Origin of the sequence: Lelliottia jeotgali, from assembly GCF_016771845.1 — a bacterium.
Taxonomy (GTDB): Bacteria; Pseudomonadota; Gammaproteobacteria; order Enterobacterales; family Enterobacteriaceae; genus Enterobacter; species Enterobacter jeotgali.
On record NZ_JAENMQ010000020.1, the window covers coordinates 1 to 15184 of the forward strand.

22 protein-coding genes and 1 pseudogene are annotated in these 15184 nt (G+C 49.9%); 6 read left to right on the top strand and 17 right to left on the bottom strand.

The window, feature by feature from the left end:
* Positions 1–90 precede the first annotated feature (90 nt).
* The gene (locus tag JBO43_RS22470; RefSeq protein ID WP_158251384.1) at positions 91–252 is read right to left on the bottom strand and encodes a hypothetical protein; all 162 of its coding nucleotides are present in this window, start codon (positions 250–252) and stop codon (positions 91–93) included.
* A gap of 45 nt (positions 253–297) precedes the next feature.
* On the opposite strand from JBO43_RS22470, the gene JBO43_RS22475 reads away from it, so the two are divergent.
* Positions 298–852: a gamma carbonic anhydrase family protein gene (locus JBO43_RS22475; RefSeq protein ID WP_095283650.1), complete on the top strand. Its 555-nt coding sequence runs from the start codon at positions 298–300 to the stop codon at positions 850–852.
* On the opposite strand, the gene JBO43_RS22480 is transcribed toward JBO43_RS22475, so the two are convergent.
* Genes JBO43_RS22480 through dprA form a run of 6 tightly spaced genes read right to left on the bottom strand, consistent with a single transcriptional unit; the run spans position 828 to position 4612 of the window.
* Positions 828–1076 carry a DUF1488 family protein gene (locus JBO43_RS22480; protein ID WP_095283651.1) on the bottom strand — a complete coding sequence of 83 codons (249 nt, stop codon included), beginning with the start codon at positions 1074–1076 and terminating at the stop codon, positions 828–830. The genes JBO43_RS22475 and JBO43_RS22480 overlap by 25 nt on opposite strands.
* Positions 1073–1891: a shikimate dehydrogenase gene (aroE, locus tag JBO43_RS22485; RefSeq protein WP_202675156.1), complete on the bottom strand. Its 819-nt coding sequence runs from the start codon at positions 1889–1891 to the stop codon at positions 1073–1075. The genes JBO43_RS22480 and aroE overlap by 4 nt, the downstream gene beginning before the upstream one ends.
* A 4-nt stretch (positions 1892–1895) precedes the next feature.
* Positions 1896–2468, bottom strand: a complete 573-nt coding sequence (tsaC, locus tag JBO43_RS22490) for an L-threonylcarbamoyladenylate synthase type 1 TsaC (RefSeq protein WP_202675146.1) — start codon at positions 2466–2468, stop codon at positions 1896–1898.
* 4 nt (positions 2469–2472) lie between these two features.
* A complete protein-coding gene (locus JBO43_RS22495) occupies positions 2473–3015 on the bottom strand; it encodes a DNA topoisomerase family protein (RefSeq protein ID WP_103950391.1) in 543 nt (180 codons plus the stop codon).
* 27 nt (positions 3016–3042) lie between these two features.
* On the bottom strand, positions 3043–3516 hold the full coding sequence (gene smg / locus JBO43_RS22500) for a DUF494 family protein Smg (protein WP_095283654.1): 474 nt from the start codon (positions 3514–3516) through the stop codon (positions 3043–3045).
* Positions 3488–4612: a DNA-protecting protein DprA gene (dprA, locus tag JBO43_RS22505; protein WP_202675148.1), complete on the bottom strand. Its 1125-nt coding sequence runs from the start codon at positions 4610–4612 to the stop codon at positions 3488–3490. The genes smg and dprA overlap by 29 nt, the downstream gene beginning before the upstream one ends.
* A gap of 128 nt (positions 4613–4740) precedes the next feature.
* Here dprA and def point away from each other — a divergent pair, with 128 nt between their 5' ends.
* The 5 genes from def (at position 4741) to mscL (ending at position 9520) form a co-directional block, all read left to right on the top strand.
* Entirely contained in the window at positions 4741–5250 is a 510-nt protein-coding gene (gene def, locus JBO43_RS22510; RefSeq protein WP_095283656.1) for a peptide deformylase, read from the top strand.
* 24 nt (positions 5251–5274) lie between these two features.
* A complete protein-coding gene (fmt, locus tag JBO43_RS22515; RefSeq protein ID WP_202675150.1) occupies positions 5275–6222 on the top strand; it encodes a methionyl-tRNA formyltransferase in 948 nt (315 codons plus the stop codon).
* A gap of 52 nt (positions 6223–6274) precedes the next feature.
* Positions 6275–7561 carry a 16S rRNA (cytosine(967)-C(5))-methyltransferase RsmB gene (gene rsmB / locus JBO43_RS22520; RefSeq protein WP_202675152.1) on the top strand — a complete coding sequence of 429 codons (1287 nt, stop codon included), beginning with the start codon at positions 6275–6277 and terminating at the stop codon, positions 7559–7561.
* Between the two features lie 22 nt (positions 7562–7583).
* Positions 7584–8960 (top strand): Trk system potassium transporter TrkA, encoded by a 1377-nt coding sequence (trkA, locus tag JBO43_RS22525; RefSeq protein ID WP_095283659.1) that lies wholly within the window; start codon positions 7584–7586, stop codon positions 8958–8960.
* A 146-nt stretch (positions 8961–9106) separates the two neighbouring features.
* Complete coding sequence (gene mscL, locus JBO43_RS22530) at positions 9107–9520, top strand: large-conductance mechanosensitive channel protein MscL (RefSeq protein WP_095283660.1); 414 nt, start codon at positions 9107–9109, stop codon at positions 9518–9520.
* Positions 9521–9526: 6 nt separating this feature from the next.
* On the opposite strand, the gene JBO43_RS22535 is transcribed toward mscL, so the two are convergent.
* The 10 genes and pseudogenes from JBO43_RS22535 to secY all read right to left on the bottom strand — a co-directional run bounded on the left by JBO43_RS22535 (position 9527) and on the right by secY (position 15181).
* Entirely contained in the window at positions 9527–9736 is a 210-nt protein-coding gene (locus JBO43_RS22535; RefSeq protein WP_202675154.1) for an alternative ribosome-rescue factor A, read from the bottom strand.
* Positions 9737–9793: 57 nt separating this feature from the next.
* Positions 9794–10219 (bottom strand): Zn(2+)-responsive transcriptional regulator, encoded by a 426-nt coding sequence (gene zntR, locus JBO43_RS22540; protein ID WP_103948327.1) that lies wholly within the window; start codon positions 10217–10219, stop codon positions 9794–9796.
* Positions 10220–10233: 14 nt separating this feature from the next.
* Positions 10234–10590: pseudogene (locus JBO43_RS22545) on the bottom strand (DnaJ family domain-containing protein); the annotation flags it as partial.
* Positions 10591–10696: 106 nt separating this feature from the next.
* Positions 10697–11083, bottom strand: coding sequence for a 50S ribosomal protein L17 (gene rplQ / locus JBO43_RS22550; RefSeq protein ID WP_001216372.1), 387 nt, complete (start codon positions 11081–11083; stop codon positions 10697–10699).
* 40 nt (positions 11084–11123) lie between these two features.
* On the bottom strand, positions 11124–12113 hold the full coding sequence (locus JBO43_RS22555) for a DNA-directed RNA polymerase subunit alpha (RefSeq protein ID WP_002919219.1): 990 nt from the start codon (positions 12111–12113) through the stop codon (positions 11124–11126).
* A gap of 25 nt (positions 12114–12138) precedes the next feature.
* Entirely contained in the window at positions 12139–12759 is a 621-nt protein-coding gene (gene rpsD, locus JBO43_RS22560; protein WP_095283664.1) for a 30S ribosomal protein S4, read from the bottom strand.
* 34 nt (positions 12760–12793) lie between these two features.
* The gene (gene rpsK / locus JBO43_RS22565; RefSeq protein ID WP_003031137.1) at positions 12794–13183 is read right to left on the bottom strand and encodes a 30S ribosomal protein S11; all 390 of its coding nucleotides are present in this window, start codon (positions 13181–13183) and stop codon (positions 12794–12796) included.
* Positions 13184–13199: 16 nt separating this feature from the next.
* Positions 13200–13556 (bottom strand): 30S ribosomal protein S13, encoded by a 357-nt coding sequence (gene rpsM, locus JBO43_RS22570; protein WP_003031135.1) that lies wholly within the window; start codon positions 13554–13556, stop codon positions 13200–13202.
* A gap of 145 nt (positions 13557–13701) precedes the next feature.
* Positions 13702–13818 (bottom strand): 50S ribosomal protein L36, encoded by a 117-nt coding sequence (rpmJ, locus tag JBO43_RS22575; protein ID WP_000868187.1) that lies wholly within the window; start codon positions 13816–13818, stop codon positions 13702–13704.
* 31 nt (positions 13819–13849) lie between these two features.
* Entirely contained in the window at positions 13850–15181 is a 1332-nt protein-coding gene (secY, locus tag JBO43_RS22580; protein ID WP_095283665.1) for a preprotein translocase subunit SecY, read from the bottom strand.
* Positions 15182–15184: the final 3 nt, after the last annotated feature.

Genomic DNA, 15184 nt, shown 5'->3' on the forward strand with positions numbered 1-15184 from the left:
TGGCGTATATTACGCTTTCCTCTTTCAGAGTCAACCCTGAATTTCAGGATTTTTTCTCTTCAACCGACCCGGCTGTTTGTGTGAAGTGATTCACATCTGCCGTGTCGATGGAGGCGCATTATAGGGATCCCAGTTTTTAGCACAAGCGTTTTTTAGATCTTTTTTACCGACTGCTGCTTTTCCATTCTTTTCGATGAGATCCTGCCCGATCTGCTTAAAAATTGACGCATTTAACCCCTGCTGGTGCGGCATAATAGGATCATGATCTTTTGAATATGCTTACCAGCCGAGGTTGATATGTCCGCAGTACTCCGTCCTTATAAAGATCTGTTCCCGAAAATGGGGGAGCGGGTGATGCTCGATGACAGTAGCGTTATCATTGGCGATGTCAGAATGGGTGATGATGTCAGCATTTGGCCACTGGTCGCGATCCGAGGCGATGTGAATTATGTGGCTATCGGTGTACGCACCAATATTCAGGATGGAAGCGTTCTGCATGTAACCCATAAATCGAGTTATAACCCAGAAGGTAATCCTCTCATTATTGGAGACGATGTCACCGTCGGTCATAAGGTAATGTTACACGGCTGCACGATTGGCAACCGCGTCCTGGTGGGCATGGGATCTATTCTGCTGGATGGAGTAATAGTAGAAGACGACGTAATGATCGGCGCCGGGAGCCTGGTCCCACAAAACAAACGCCTGGAAAGTGGCTATCTCTATTTAGGCAGCCCGGTAAAACAGATCCGCCCTTTAAAAGAGGCGGAGATCGAAGGGTTGAAATACTCAGCGAATAACTATGTGAAATGGAAAGATGAGTATCTGGCTCAGGAAAACCACACCCAGCCTTGATCGTCCTCCTGCTCATCACGGATCAAATCGCTGGCTTCTTCTTCCAGATCCCAGCGATGCTCCCTGAACACCTCAAGGGGAAGGGGCCCGCCAAAACGCTCCAGCAGCAGTTCACCTGAAATAGCGCAAGTTAATTGCACGCCGTTAACCAAAACAGGAAAACAGACCGCCTTTTTGCCTTCATCCCACTCTTCCCGGTCGGGAAACTGAATCGCCTGATTCATGCCAGCAATTCCTGTTTCAACTTTTCAATTACCGGCTCTACTTCAGGTAACACGCCATGCCAGAGAAAGACCGCATGCGCCGCTTGCCCCACCAGCATTCCCAGACCATCCGCCAGATGCTTCGCACCACGATCTTCACACCAGCTCAGGAAAGGCGTTTTTCCCTTTTGATAGAACATGTCATAGGCATATGTGTGCGGATTAACTAAAGAAGAAGGTATCGCAGGCACTTCACCACCGATGCCGCTGGAAGTGGCATTAATAATAAGATCGAACTCATGCCCGCCCAGATCATCCATCGATACAGCACTCACGCTACCCGTATGGGCAAAGAGCGTGGCCAATTCCTGTGCGCGGGAAAACGTACGATTCGTGATCGTGACGGCACAATCCAGAGAAAGAAGTGGCAACAGCACACCGCGAGAGGCACCACCGGCACCGATCAGCAAAATACGAAAGCCCTTCTTAATAAAGGAGAGCCTTTCAAGATCGCTTAATAAGCCAATGCCATCAGTGTTATCACCCAACAGCCGCCCATCTTCCAGCCGCTTAAGTGTGTTCACCGCCCCAGCAAGGGATGCGCGTTCGGTTAATTCATCCGCTCGCGCAAAGGCTTCTTCTTTAAAAGGAACGGTAACATTCGCCCCTCTACCACCGCTGTTAAAGAAAGCATCCAGCGTTGGAACAAAGCCATCTACCGCTGCCAGTACGCGACCATAGGTGTGATCGATTAGCAGTTGCTGAGCAAATTGCTGATGAATGAACGGTGACTTGCTATGAGCAATTGGGTTACCAAAAACAACGTACTTTTCCATCATTTCACCCCTGGCGAAAGCGCTCGCCGGTCAACGCATCACGGATTTCCGATGGATTTTGACGACCACCGGTGTCTCCGATAACAACCGGGAAATCATCACCGAACTGGGTCAACACTTCTTGTGATGTGCGACAAGGTGGCAACCCGGTCAGGTTCGCGCTGGTAGAAACCAACGGTTTACCAAAAGTCTGGCACAGTTCAACCACCAGCGGGTGATCGGTTACACGCACAGCAAGAGAGTCAAAGCGCCCCGTCAACCAACGCGGCGTCGTCGGCTGCGCCGGGAAAACAAAAGTGACCGGGCCAGGCCATACCGCGAAAATAGTATCGCGCTGCGCCTGGTCCAACGTTGAGTCATCAATGTAAGGCTTGAGTTGCTCAAAGCTGGCAGCAATCAAAATAAGGCCTTTCTCGATTGGTCTTTGCTTCAGTTCTAATAAACGGGTAACCGCCGTTTCGCTGTCAGGATCACACCCGACGCCAAACACGGCTTCCGTTGGATAGGCGATGACTTCTTCATTTCTCAAGACTTCCACCGCACGGGAAATGGAGTCTGATGTTAATTTATTATTCACAGGTTTAATCCGCCGAAATCGGCTTTCCACATTGTTTACTGGCACAGAAGAGTTTAACGCTCTGCGCCGTTTTCTTCTCGACAAGCAGAGGATAATCGCAGTGAGGGCAAATCCCCGCTACTGGTTTGAGATTGATAACGAATTGACATTCAGGATAGCGATCGCAGGAATGGAAGGTTTTACCAAAGCGGGAACGGCGCTGCACCAGCTGTCCTTGTTGACACTGGGGACAAGCAATCGCGGTTTCATCAGGTTTATCAATTTGTTCTGTATGGCTGCACTCAGGATAGTTGCTACAGCCGATAAACATGCCATAGCGGCCCTGTCGCAAGGCCAGAGAGGCCCCACAAGCTGGGCACATTTGCCCCTCCAGAATTTTAACGATATGCCCGTCCGCCTGACTTTTCAGGGGACGGACATAATCACATTCTGGATAGTGTGAACAACCGAGAAACGGGCCGTGTTTCCCGGACCGGATGACAAGATTAGCCCCACACTGTGGGCAGGGCTCATTATTAGACACCGTAAAAAGTGCTGATTTGGCCATAACAACTCTTGGTGCTACATAGATGAATTAATGCAGCATACCTTCATTCACTTCAAAGAGTAATTCTTCCATTTGCTGATAGGCATTTTCACAGCCTGGAATATTAAACAGAACCATCAGGATCACCCATTTGAGGTCTTCCAGTTCAAACTCTGCCGTATCCAGCGCCATGACGCGCTCTATCACCATTTCTCGGGTATCGAGGTTTAGCACCTGAATCTGCTCCAGGAATAAGATAAATCCCCGGCAACTGGCATCCAGCCTTTCACACTCTTCAGCCGTAAAAATACGCACAGACAACGGATCTGAAGCAAGCTGCATCGGTTCAACAAGGCCTTCCTGATAATCAGCTAGCTTTTCTAACCACATTAACGCGTTATAGATATCTTCCCGTTCGAATCCTGCATCGGTAAGATCCCGCGTCAGTCGGTCTTGATCCACGCGCATTTCAGCTTCGTTATGGATGTAAGTCTCAAACAAATACATCAGTACGTCGAACATGGCTTGCCCTCCTCAATCGGACATAGCCGCCGGGTACAGCTGCGATCCATCCTGCTAACTCCAGTTCGAGTAGCTGTGCTACCGTCACTGGCACAGATTGGCCGGCACGTTCAGCGACAACGTCAACAGGTGTTACCTCATCTCCTACGTTAGCCAGGAGCTCAGGAAATGGCAATGCCACCTCCTCCTGATCTGATGAATAAAGTGACTTTTCAGGCTCATCTGGTATCCAGGTTAGCCCATATCGCAAATTTTCCAGGATTTCTTCAGGACAGGTTACTGGCGTGGCTCCTTGTTTAATGAGCCAGTGCGGCCCTTCACATCCGGGGTTACCAATAGGGCCGGGTAAGGCAAAAACTTCGCGCCCTTGTTCCATGGCACATCGGGCTGTCACGAGCGATCCACTCCTTATCGCCGCTTCGACAACCAGGACGCCCTGACTCAAACCACTAATAATGCGATTACGCCGTGGAAAATTAGCAGGCCAGGGTGATGTGGTGAGCGAAAACTCAGAAATAACCGCACCTCCGGCATCGACAATCTTGTCGGCAAGGGCAGAATGTCGACGGGGATAAATACTGGACAGGCCATTGCCAAGCACAGCAATAGTTTTCCCCTGAACCGAAAGCGCCGCGCGATGGGCTATCCCATCAATTCCACACGCTAAGCCGCTGGTAATGGTAAACCCGCATTTCGCCAGCTGCTCACAAAAAAACCGCCCCCACCTCTCTCCATACCAGGATGGCCCCCGACTGCCGACTACCGCCAGTTGAACACTATTTAGCACCTCAATTTCGCCCTTAACAAACAGTGCACCAGGATAGTCAGGCAGGGTCCGTAACCGTGGAGGATAGTGCGGGCTATCGGCTGAAATGAGGTAATGACCCCGGTGTTCAAGCCATTTAAGAGAGCACTCAAGATCGGCTTCTTTGGCGTTTATAAATTGACAGGCCTGTTTATGTGTTAGGCCCGCATCTATCAGCAAAGCGTTATCAATATCTTGTCGTTGCGATAAACGTCGCGCGGCATTCAGCATCGGGTCGCCGCACAAATTTCCAATGCTGATTAAACGTAACCAAATCTCTGTGGAAGTCATCCTTTTCCCCTGCCATAAGCAGCCTCAGCAATCTTTGCGATTGGTCACCGATGCTGTCAATCAGAGGGGGATTTGTCTAGAATAGAGGTAAGAATCTTTTCAACTCCTGAACACGGCTCTGGAAATTTATGGCAGTTTTGCAAGTGTTACATATCCCGGACGAGCGCCTTCGCATCGTTGCTGAACCGGTAAAAGAAGTGAATGCAGAAATTCAACGTATCGTCGATGATATGTTCGATACGATGTATGCCGAAGAAGGCATTGGCCTTGCGGCGACACAGGTTGATATCCATAAGCGTATTATCGTGATCGATGTTTCTGAAAATCGCGAAGATCGCCTGGTGCTGATTAACCCGGAACTGCTCGAGAAGAGCGGTGAGACTGGCATCGAAGAAGGTTGTCTGTCCATTCCTGAACAGCGCGCGTTAGTGCCTCGCGCGGAAAAAGTTAAAATCCGCGCGCTTGACCGCGAGGGTAAACCGTTTGAACTGGAAGCAGACGATCTACTGGCGATCTGCATTCAGCATGAGATGGATCATCTGGTCGGTAAACTGTTTATCGATTATCTCTCTCCGCTGAAACAACAGCGTATTCGTCAGAAAGTAGAGAAACTGGATCGTATGCGCACTCGCGCATAATATCCCCCGGATACAAGGAAAAACGTGTCTAGAAATCTACGTATTATCTTCGCGGGAACCCCTGACTTCGCAGCGCGTCATCTTGACGCGCTGTTAACATCTGGCCATCAGATTGTCGGTGTATTTACTCAGCCCGATCGCCCTGCTGGTCGTGGCAAGAAACTGATGCCGAGTACGGTCAAAGTTCTGGCTGAAGAACAGGGTTTACCCGTATTCCAGCCTGTTTCTTTACGCCCACAGGAAAACCAGCAGTTGGTTTCAGATCTGAATGCTGATGTCATGGTTGTCGTAGCTTATGGATTGATTCTGCCAAAAGCAGTTCTCGATATGCCGCGCCTGGGCTGTATCAATGTGCATGGTTCTCTGCTTCCACGCTGGCGTGGTGCAGCCCCTATTCAGCGCTCGCTGTGGGCTGGTGATAGCGAAACTGGTGTCACCATTATGCAAATGGACGTAGGGCTGGATACGGGCGATATGCTGTATAAACTGGCCTGCCCGATCACTTCTGAAGATACCAGCGCAACACTCTACGACAAACTGGCTGATTTGGGTCCGCAGGGCCTGGTTGAGACATTGCAGCAGCTTGCTGATGGCAAAACTCAGCCTGAAGTCCAGGATGAAAGCCAGGTGACCTATGCTGAAAAACTCAGCAAAGAAGAGGCGCAACTCGACTGGTCACTTTCTGCTGCCCAGTTAGAGCGCTGCATCCGCGCCTTCAATCCGTGGCCAATGAGCTGGATGACCATTGACGATCAGCCCGTTAAGATCTGGAAAGCATCGGTGATTGATAGCAAGTCTCACGCAGAGCCCGGCACCATTATTGAAGCGAACAAGCAGGGAATTCAGGTGGCGACAATTGATGGCATCCTGAATCTAGAATCGCTACAACCTGCCGGTAAAAAGGCAATGAGCGCGCAAGACTTGCTGAATTCTCGTCGTGAGTGGTTTACGCCGGGCAAACATCTTGCCTGAGTGCATTTAATCCTAAGGCCCGGAGTTTCCGGGCATTTTTATTTTAGCGGTTATGAAAAAACAAAATCTTCGCAGCATGGCTGCACAGGCCATCGAGAAAGTGGTCGAGCAGGGTCAATCCCTGAGTAATATCCTGCCACCACTTCAGCAGAAAGTTTCTGATAAAGACAAAGCCCTGCTTCAGGAGCTGTGCTTCGGCGTACTGCGTACGCTCTCACAGCAAGAGTGGCTCATCAACAAACTGATGTCCCGCCCGATGACGGGCAAACAGCGCACCATCCATTATTTGATCATGGTCGGCTTTTACCAGTTGCTCCATACGCGCATTCCGCCTCATGCCGCGCTGGCCGAAACCGTTGAAGGTGCGGTAGCAATTAAACGTCCGCAGTTGAAAGGCTTGATCAATGGCGTATTGCGCCAGTTCCAGCGTCAGCAGGAAGAACTGGTCGCAGAGTTCAGCCAGTCCGACCAACGTTTTCTCCATCCCGACTGGCTGCTTAAGCGTCTGAAAAAAGCCTATCCACAGCAGTGGGAAGCCATTGTTGAAGCCAATAATCAGCGTCCACCGATGTGGCTGCGTGTAAACCGTATTCACCATACCCGCGACGAATGGTTGGCTTTGTTGGAACAAGCTGAAATGAACGGCTTCACGCATGATGCCTATCCCGATGCTGTGCGACTGGCCTCTCCAGCCCCGGTACATGTATTACCCGGTTTCGAGCAGGGTTGGGTCACCGTTCAGGACGCCTCTGCGCAGGGTTGTATCACTTATCTTGCACCACAAAATGGCGAACGCATTCTGGATCTCTGTGCTGCGCCTGGTGGTAAAACAACGCATATTCTTGAAACCGCGCCACAGGCCAGCGTTCTGGCTGTCGATGTGGATGAGCAGCGGCTTTCCCGTGTGTACGACAACCTGAAACGCTTAGGTCTCAAGGCCCAGGTTAAACAGGGAGATGGACGCACCCCTGCAGAGTGGTGTGGAGACGAACAGTTTGATCGCATCCTGCTGGATGCTCCTTGCTCCGCAACGGGTGTGATTCGTCGTCATCCAGATATTAAATGGTTGCGTCGGGACCGTGATATCAATGAGCTGGCTCAATTGCAGAGCGAAATTCTCGATGCCGTCTGGCCGCACCTGAAGTCTGGCGGAACGCTGGTCTACGCAACGTGCTCCGTCCTTCCTGAAGAAAACACTCAGCAGATTGTAGGATTCCTTAAACGCACACCTGATGCCACGTTACACATGACCGGCACTGTCGATAATCCTGGCATCCAAAACCTGCCGGGAGCGGAAGAAGGTGATGGCTTCTTTTACGCTAAGCTAATCAAAGCGTGATGTTGAAAACGGGTCGCAAGCTATGAAGATTATCATTCTGGGTGCAGGACAGGTCGGTGGAACGTTGGCCGAGAACCTGGTGGGTGAAAACAACGACATCACCATCGTTGATACCAATGGCGATCGCCTGCGCGGATTGCAGGATAAGTTCGATCTGCGCGTGGTTCAGGGGCACGGCTCGCATCCGCGTGTTCTTCGTGAGGCGGGAGCAGACGATGCCGACATGCTCGTCGCGGTCACCAGTTCGGATGAAACAAATATGGTGGCCTGCCAGGTGGCCTACTCGTTATTTAACACTCCAAACCGAATTGCGCGTATCCGCTCGCCGGATTACGTCCGTGATGCAGAAAAGCTATTTAATTCTGAAGCGGTACCCATTGATCATCTCATCGCCCCGGAACAACTGGTCATTGACAGTATTTATCGTCTGATTGAATATCCCGGCGCACTGCAGGTGGTTAACTTCGCCGAAGGTAAAGTCAGCCTTGCCGTGGTGAAAGCCTATTATGGCGGCCCGTTAATTGGTAATGCGTTATCCACCATGCGCGAGCATATGCCGCATATTGATACTCGCGTAGCAGCAATATTCCGCCATGACCGCCCAATTCGCCCACAAGGGTCGACTATCGTTGAAGCGGGTGATGAAGTGTTCTTTATTGCCGCGTCACAGCATATTCGTGCAGTGATGAGTGAACTACAGCGACTTGAAAAACCGTATAAACGCATCATGCTCGTTGGCGGCGGTAATATTGGTGCCGGGCTGGCACATCGTCTCGAGAAAGATTACAGCGTGAAGTTGATCGAACGCGATCAACAGCGCGCCGCAGAACTGGCCGAAAAATTACAGAATACGATCGTATTTTATGGCGACGCGTCGGATCAAGAATTGCTGGCAGAAGAGCATATTGATCAAGTTGATCTGTTTATTGCAGTCACCAACGACGATGAAGCAAACATCATGTCGGCCATGCTGGCGAAACGCATGGGTGCTAAAAAAGTCATGGTACTTATTCAGCGCAAGGCCTACGTCGATCTCGTGCAAGGCAGCGTCATCGATATTGCAATTTCGCCGCAGCAGGCAACTATTTCGGCCCTGCTAAGCCATGTCCGTAAAGCCGACATCGTTGGAGTTTCCTCTCTGCGCCGTGGTGTTGCAGAAGCAATAGAAGCCGTTGCGCATGGGGATGAAACCACCTCCCGTGTTGTTGGCCGGTCCATTGATGAAATTAAACTGCCGCCAGGCACAATCATTGGCGCTGTCGTGCGTGGCAATGATGTCATGATCGCCAATGATAATTTACGCATCGAGCAAGGCGACCATGTCATTATGTTCCTGACAGATAAAAAGTTTATTACCGACGTCGAACGTTTGTTCCAGCCAAGTCCGTTCTTCCTCTAACGATTAAAGGTGTCCGAACGGGCACCTGTAACTATTAACCCTCTATTTTATAATGCTTAATTTTTCATAACGATTATTTATCCTCAATGGAAATTGGCTAATGATTTGTTAAACTTAGGATCGTCAGCTGGCTCAAGGAGAGTAAAATGAGTGTTATAAAAGAATTTCGCGAATTTGCGATGCGCGGGAATGTGGTGGATTTAGCAGTGGGTGTCATTATCGGTGCGGCATTCGGCAAGATTGTTTCGTCTTTGGTTGCCGATATTATTATGCCACCGCTAGGGCTGTTAATCGGGGGGATCGATTTTAAACAATTCGCAGTGACCCTCAGAGATGCTCAGGGCGATATCCCTGCTGTTGTAATGCACTATGGCGTGTTTATTCAGAATATTTTCGATTTCGTGATTGTGGCCTTCGCTATCTTTATGGCGATCAAACTCATCAACAAACTCAACCGCAAAAAAGAAGAACCTGCGGCTGCGCCACCGGCACCAACTAAAGAAGAAGTGCTGCTTACTGAAATTCGCGATCTGTTAAAAGAACAGAACAATCGCGTCTAGCCAGGCTTAAAAAACCAGAAGGCCAGTGGTAAAAAAGTGAATCACTTTCTTGCCACTGGCCTCCCAGTTACCTCTCTTATCGTGTTTACCCTTACGCAGATAACTTCCTTTCCCTTTTCTATTCTTTTCGACACGTTGCCGAAAAAGTGGGTCATGCAACAATGCTTCTATGGCATTGTCCTTAATCTGCCCCTTCGTGTGCTGATAGCGGCTCATAAATTCTCCAGATTGTAAGTAAAATCGGCGCGAGTGTAGATCCGCCATAAGTAAAAATCAACAACCACGAGGTATCGAGTTGGCGCCCTGCTCCAGGGTTTCAAGAATTGAGCAATAAATGCTGCTATGGGCAGTTCCGCAGCATGCATCATTCAGTCGTTGCAACGATCGCTGCATGGTTTGCAGTTCTTCTATTCGCGCCTCAACTTCACTTAACCGTGCCTGAACGATGCTTTTAGACTCCTGGCAGGTATGGTGCTCTGGATCGATTCGTATTGAAAGCAATTCGCGGATTGACTCCAGCGTAAAGCCGAGTTGTCGTGCATAGCGAATAAATTTGAGTCGCTGAAGATCATTTTCGGTATATAGACGAAACCCACCCTCTGTGCGTACCTCATGCTCCATCATTTGCTGCTTTTCATAATAGCGAATGGTATCTGGCGTTGAGTCTGCGAGCTTTGCAAGTTCTCCGATGCGGTACATGCCTGGTCCCCTTTGATTGTCCTGAACAAACGATCCGAATATTGACCACGTAGAAAATCAGTATTCACTCCAGCTTGCTGCAATTTTAGTTCGATCAGCATTAAACGCCGGCGAAGTTCATCTGCCATCGGATCGTCGTGCTCAATACTGTTGAGTAAATCATTTAAAGCGAGTGCATCCTTACGATATTCCAACTCTGATGGAAGGCAACCAGCATTTTTCAGCAATCGGTAACCAGAGCGTAACTCTGCCGGTACAAAGCTATCATCATCAAGCACCAGCGGCTGGCCGTTGCCTGGCAGGTTATTAAATTCGCCTTTGCGCTGGGCTTCCAGGATATGACGTTCCGCCCATTGGTCAAGCAGCCACATGGTAGAAATCCACAAGAGAAAGTATTGATTTAAACAGTGTAGAGAACTGGAGATTCAGGAGATATAAAAAAACCCGCCGAAGCGGGTTCTTTTACGTTACTGCAGATTACTCTGCAGCAGCTTCTGCTTTAGATTCAGAACGATCAACCAGCTCGATGTAAGCCATCGGAGCGTTGTCGCCTGCACGGAAGCCACACTTCAGAATACGAGTGTAACCACCGGCACGGCTCGCGAAACGCGGGCCCAGTTCGTTAAACAGTTTTGCCACGATCTCGTTATCACGAGTGCGGGCGAATGCCAGACGACGATTAGCAACGCTGTCAGTCTTGGCAAGAGTAATCAGTGGCTCAACTACGCGACGCAGCTCTTTCGCTTTAGGCAGGGTCGTCTTGATGATCTCATGACGAACCAGTGAACCTGCCATGTTGCGGAACATAGCCTGGCGATGGCTGCTGTTGCGGTTCAGTTGACGACCACTCTTACGATGGCGCATGACCTTATCCTTCTCAGTAAAACCTTAACCTGTGATCCGGTTACTCGTCAGCAATGCTTGCCGGTGGCCAGTTTTCCAGGCGCATGCCCAGAGAAAGACCACGTGAAGCCAGCACGTCTTTAATCTCAGTAAGAGATTTTTTACCCAGGTTCGGCGTTTTCAGCAACTCAACCTCGGTACGCTGTACCAGATCACCGATATAGTGGATAGCTTCTGCTTTGAGGCAGTTAGCAGAGCGGACAGTCAATTCCAGATCGTCAACAGGGCGCAGCAGGATCGGATCGAATTCTGGTTTCTCTTCTTTAACTTCCGGCTGACGAACATCACGTAAGTCAACGAAAGCTTCAAGTTGTTCTGCCAGGATGGTTGCCGCACGACGAATCGCCTCTTCAGGATCGATTGTGCCGTTGGTTTCCATTTCGATGACCAGCTTGTCCAGGTCGGTACGCTGCTCTACACGCGCTGCTTCAACATTGTAGGCAATACGCTCTACAGGGCTATAGCATGCGTCGACCAGCAGACGGCCGATTGGGCGCTCATCTTCTTCCGAATGAATTCGGGCAGAAGCCGGCACATAACCGCGACCGCGCTGAACTTTGATACGCATGCTAATAGCTGCGTTCTCATCGGTCAGGTGGCAGATCACGTGCTGCGGCTTGACGATTTCGACATCACCATCATGGGTAATGTCGGCTGCAGTCACAGGGCCAATGCCAGATTTATTCAGGGTAAGAATAACTTCATCTTTCCCCTGAACTCTCACCGCCAGCCCTTTCAGGTTGAGCAGGATTTCAAGGATATCTTCCTGAACGCCTTCTTTGGTGCTGTACTCATGAAGTACACCATCAATCTCAACTTCGGTTACCGCACAACCCGGCATCGACGAGAGCAGAATACGGCGCAGTGCGTTACCCAGAGTATGGCCAAAGCCACGCTCTAAAGGCTCAAGGGTCACCTTGGCGTGCGTCGAACTCACTTGCTCGATATCTACCAGGCGCGGTTTTAGAAACTCTGTCACAGAACCCTGCATTGTGTCCTCTCTTTGGTACTAAGCTTTACTTGGAGTAAAGCTCGACGATCAGGTGTTCGTTAATGTCCGCAGACAGATCAGAACGTTCCGGCTGACGCTTGAACGTGCCTTCCATCTTGCCAGCATCAACTTCCAGCCAGGTTGGCTTTTCACGCTGCTCAGCCAGCTCCAGAGCGGCTTTCACGCGAGATTGAGCTTTCGCTTTCTCACGAATGCTAACAACGTCGTTCGCTTTAACCTGATAAGAAGCGATGTTAACAACACGACCGTTTACCATGATTGCTTTATGGCTAACCAGTTGGCGTGATTCAGCACGAGTAGCGCCGAAGCCCATACGGTAAACAACGTTGTCCAGACGACCTTCCAGCAGAGCCAACAGGTTTTCACCGGTGTTGCCTTTCAGACGTGCTGCTTCTTTATAGTAGTTACGGAACTGACGCTCCAGCACACCGTAGGTACGGCGAACTTTTTGCTTTTCACGCAACTGCACACCATAGTCAGACAGACGCGGTTTACGCGCACCGTGCTGGCCAGGAGCTTGTTCAATTTTACACTTGGTATCGATCGCGCGAACGCCAGACTTAAGGAATAAGTCGGTGCCCTCACGACGGCTCAGCTTGAGCTTAGGACCCAAATATCTTGCCATTTTCTATCTCCAACAATCCTAGAAAACGTAAGCGTTATACGCGACGTTTTTTCGGCGGACGACAACCGTTATGAGGGATCGGAGTCACATCAGTAATATTAGTGATGCGGAAACCAGCGGCGTTCAGAGCACGAACAGTTGATTCGCGACCCGGACCCGGACCTTTGACCATAACTTCCAGATTCTTGATGCCGTATTCTTTTACGGCTTCTGCACAACGCTCTGCTGCAACCTGGGCTGCGAACGGAGTAGATTTGCGAGAACCACGGAAACCGGAACCACCGGCTGTTGCCCAACCCAATGCGTTACCCTGACGATCAGTAATAGTAACGATGGTGTTGTTAAAAGAAGCATGGATATGAGCCACGCCGTCAGAGACTTGTTTTCTTACACGTTTACGTGCACGAATTGGTGCCTTTGCCATTATTCAATCACCCCGATTATTTCTTGATCGGTTTGCGCGGACCCTTACGGGTACGTGCGTTGGTCTTGGTACGCTGACCGCGAACCGGGAGACCACGACGATGACGCAAACCGCGATAGCAACCAAGGTCCATAAGGCGCTTGATGCTCATGCTAACTTCACGGCGCAGATCACCTTCAACGACAAATTTGGCAACTTCGTCACGCAGCGTGTCGATTTGTTCTTCAGACAGCTCACTGATCTTAACATCTTCAGCGATACCCGCTGCAGCCAGAATGGCCTTGGAGCGGGTCTTGCCGACGCCGTAGATCGAAGTTAATGCGATCACAGCATGTTTCTGATCAGGAATGTTAATGCCTGCTATACGGGCCACTATGCACTCCTACTATTTAATATGTACGCACCATGCCGAAAAGCCCGTTTTCAGGATACTCAAATGGAACGTACAGACATACAAAAGATTGGCTGGCTAATCTAGCCAGCTCAACCCAACTTTGCAAGAAAAAAATGCGAAATAATCAGCCTTGACGCTGTTTATGTTTCGGCTCGGCACTGCAAATCACGCGGATGACGCCATCACGCTTAACGATTTTGCAGTTACGGCATAATTTCTTGACGGAAGCACGAACTTTCATTTTTACTCTCCGTAACTTCTCGGGCGACCAATTAACGGCCGTAGCCTTTCAGGTTCGCCTTCTTCAAGGCAGACTCGTACTGACTAGACATCATCAGAGTTTGCACTTGAGCCATAAAGTCCATAATCACGACAACAACGATTAATAGTGAGGTCCCACCGAAGTAGAACGGCACTTTCATTGCATCACGCATGAACTCCGGGATCAGGCAGATAAAAGTAATGTACAACGCGCCAATCAAAGTCAGACGAGTCATTACTTTATCGATATACTTCGCCGTTTGCTCTCCCGGACGAATTCCTGGTACAAATGCACCGGACTTCTTCAGGTTATCTGCTGTTTCACGAGGGTTGAAAACCAACGCTGTGTAGAAGAAACAGAAGAATATGATTGCAGACGCATAGAGTAACACATAAAGCGGTTGCCCAGGCTGCAAATACAGCGAAATTGTTGTCAGCCAGTTCCAACCGGTTCCGCCCCCGAACCACGACGCAATCGTCGCTGGGAACAGAATAATACTGGAAGCGAAGATCGCTGGGATAACCCCGGCCATATTCACTTTCAGCGGTAAATGTGTGCTCTGTGCAGCATAGACACGACGACCTTGCTGGCGTTTCGCGTAGTTCACCACAATGCGGCGTTGACCACGTTCAACGAAGACAACAAAGAACGTCACTGCAAATACTAATACTGCAACCAATAGCAACAGGAGGAAGTGCAGGTCGCCTTGACGCGCTTGCTCGATCGTATGGGCAATGGCTGGCGGGAGTCCCGCAACGATACCAGCGAAGATAATGATTGAGATACCGTTGCCGATACCTCGCTCAGTAATCTGTTCGCCGAGCCACATCAGGAACATAGTTCCTGTGACCAGACTTACAACAGCGGTGAAATAGAATGCAAAGCCTGGGTTAATAACCAAGCCCTGCATACCAGGCATATTCGGTAAACCGGTAGCAATACCGATTGACTGGAATATTGCCAGCACCAGAGTGCCGTAACGGGTGTACTGGCTGATCTTACGACGACCAGACTCCCCTTCTTTCTTCAACTCTGCCAGGGCCGGATGAACGACCGTTAACAGCTGGATAATAATGGATGCCGAAATGTACGGCATGATACCCAGTGCAAAGATAGAAGCACGGCTGAGAGCACCACCAGAGAACATGTTAAACATCTCAATGATGGTGCCTCGCTGTTGCTCAAGCAGTTTGGCAAGTACAGCGGCATCGATACCAGGGATCGGAATAAAAGAGCCAATACGGAAAACGATCAGCGCACCAACTACAAACAAAAGTCTGCGTTTCAGTTCGCCAAATCCACCCTTGGCACTTTGAAAATCTAATCCCGGTTGCTTAGCCATCTG

Excerpts from the sequence above, each read along its gene's own strand:
- JBO43_RS22470 (WP_158251384.1), bottom strand. The coding sequence starts at position 252 with ATGCCGCACCAGCAGGGGTTAAATGCGTCAATTTTTAAGCAGATCGGG.
- JBO43_RS22475 (WP_095283650.1), top strand. The coding sequence starts at position 298 with ATGTCCGCAGTACTCCGTCCTTATAAAGATCTGTTCCCGAAAATGGGG.
- JBO43_RS22480 (WP_095283651.1), bottom strand. The coding sequence starts at position 1,076 with ATGAATCAGGCGATTCAGTTTCCCGACCGGGAAGAGTGGGATGAAGGC.
- aroE (WP_202675156.1), bottom strand. The coding sequence starts at position 1,891 with ATGGAAAAGTACGTTGTTTTTGGTAACCCAATTGCTCATAGCAAGTCA.
- JBO43_RS22495 (WP_103950391.1), bottom strand. The coding sequence starts at position 3,015 with ATGGCCAAATCAGCACTTTTTACGGTGTCTAATAATGAGCCCTGCCCA.
- smg (WP_095283654.1), bottom strand. The coding sequence starts at position 3,516 with ATGTTCGACGTACTGATGTATTTGTTTGAGACTTACATCCATAACGAA.
- dprA (WP_202675148.1), bottom strand. The coding sequence starts at position 4,612 with ATGACTTCCACAGAGATTTGGTTACGTTTAATCAGCATTGGAAATTTG.
- def (WP_095283656.1), top strand. The coding sequence starts at position 4,741 with ATGGCAGTTTTGCAAGTGTTACATATCCCGGACGAGCGCCTTCGCATC.
- rsmB (WP_202675152.1), top strand. The coding sequence starts at position 6,275 with ATGAAAAAACAAAATCTTCGCAGCATGGCTGCACAGGCCATCGAGAAA.
- trkA (WP_095283659.1), top strand. The coding sequence starts at position 7,584 with ATGAAGATTATCATTCTGGGTGCAGGACAGGTCGGTGGAACGTTGGCC.
- mscL (WP_095283660.1), top strand. The coding sequence starts at position 9,107 with ATGAGTGTTATAAAAGAATTTCGCGAATTTGCGATGCGCGGGAATGTG.
- JBO43_RS22535 (WP_202675154.1), bottom strand. The coding sequence starts at position 9,736 with ATGAGCCGCTATCAGCACACGAAGGGGCAGATTAAGGACAATGCCATA.
- zntR (WP_103948327.1), bottom strand. The coding sequence starts at position 10,219 with ATGTACCGCATCGGAGAACTTGCAAAGCTCGCAGACTCAACGCCAGAT.
- rplQ (WP_001216372.1), bottom strand. The coding sequence starts at position 11,083 with ATGCGCCATCGTAAGAGTGGTCGTCAACTGAACCGCAACAGCAGCCAT.
- JBO43_RS22555 (WP_002919219.1), bottom strand. The coding sequence starts at position 12,113 with ATGCAGGGTTCTGTGACAGAGTTTCTAAAACCGCGCCTGGTAGATATC.
- rpsD (WP_095283664.1), bottom strand. The coding sequence starts at position 12,759 with ATGGCAAGATATTTGGGTCCTAAGCTCAAGCTGAGCCGTCGTGAGGGC.
- rpsK (WP_003031137.1), bottom strand. The coding sequence starts at position 13,183 with ATGGCAAAGGCACCAATTCGTGCACGTAAACGTGTAAGAAAACAAGTC.
- rpmJ (WP_000868187.1), bottom strand. The coding sequence starts at position 13,818 with ATGAAAGTTCGTGCTTCCGTCAAGAAATTATGCCGTAACTGCAAAATC.
- secY (WP_095283665.1), bottom strand. The coding sequence starts at position 15,181 with ATGGCTAAGCAACCGGGATTAGATTTTCAAAGTGCCAAGGGTGGATTT.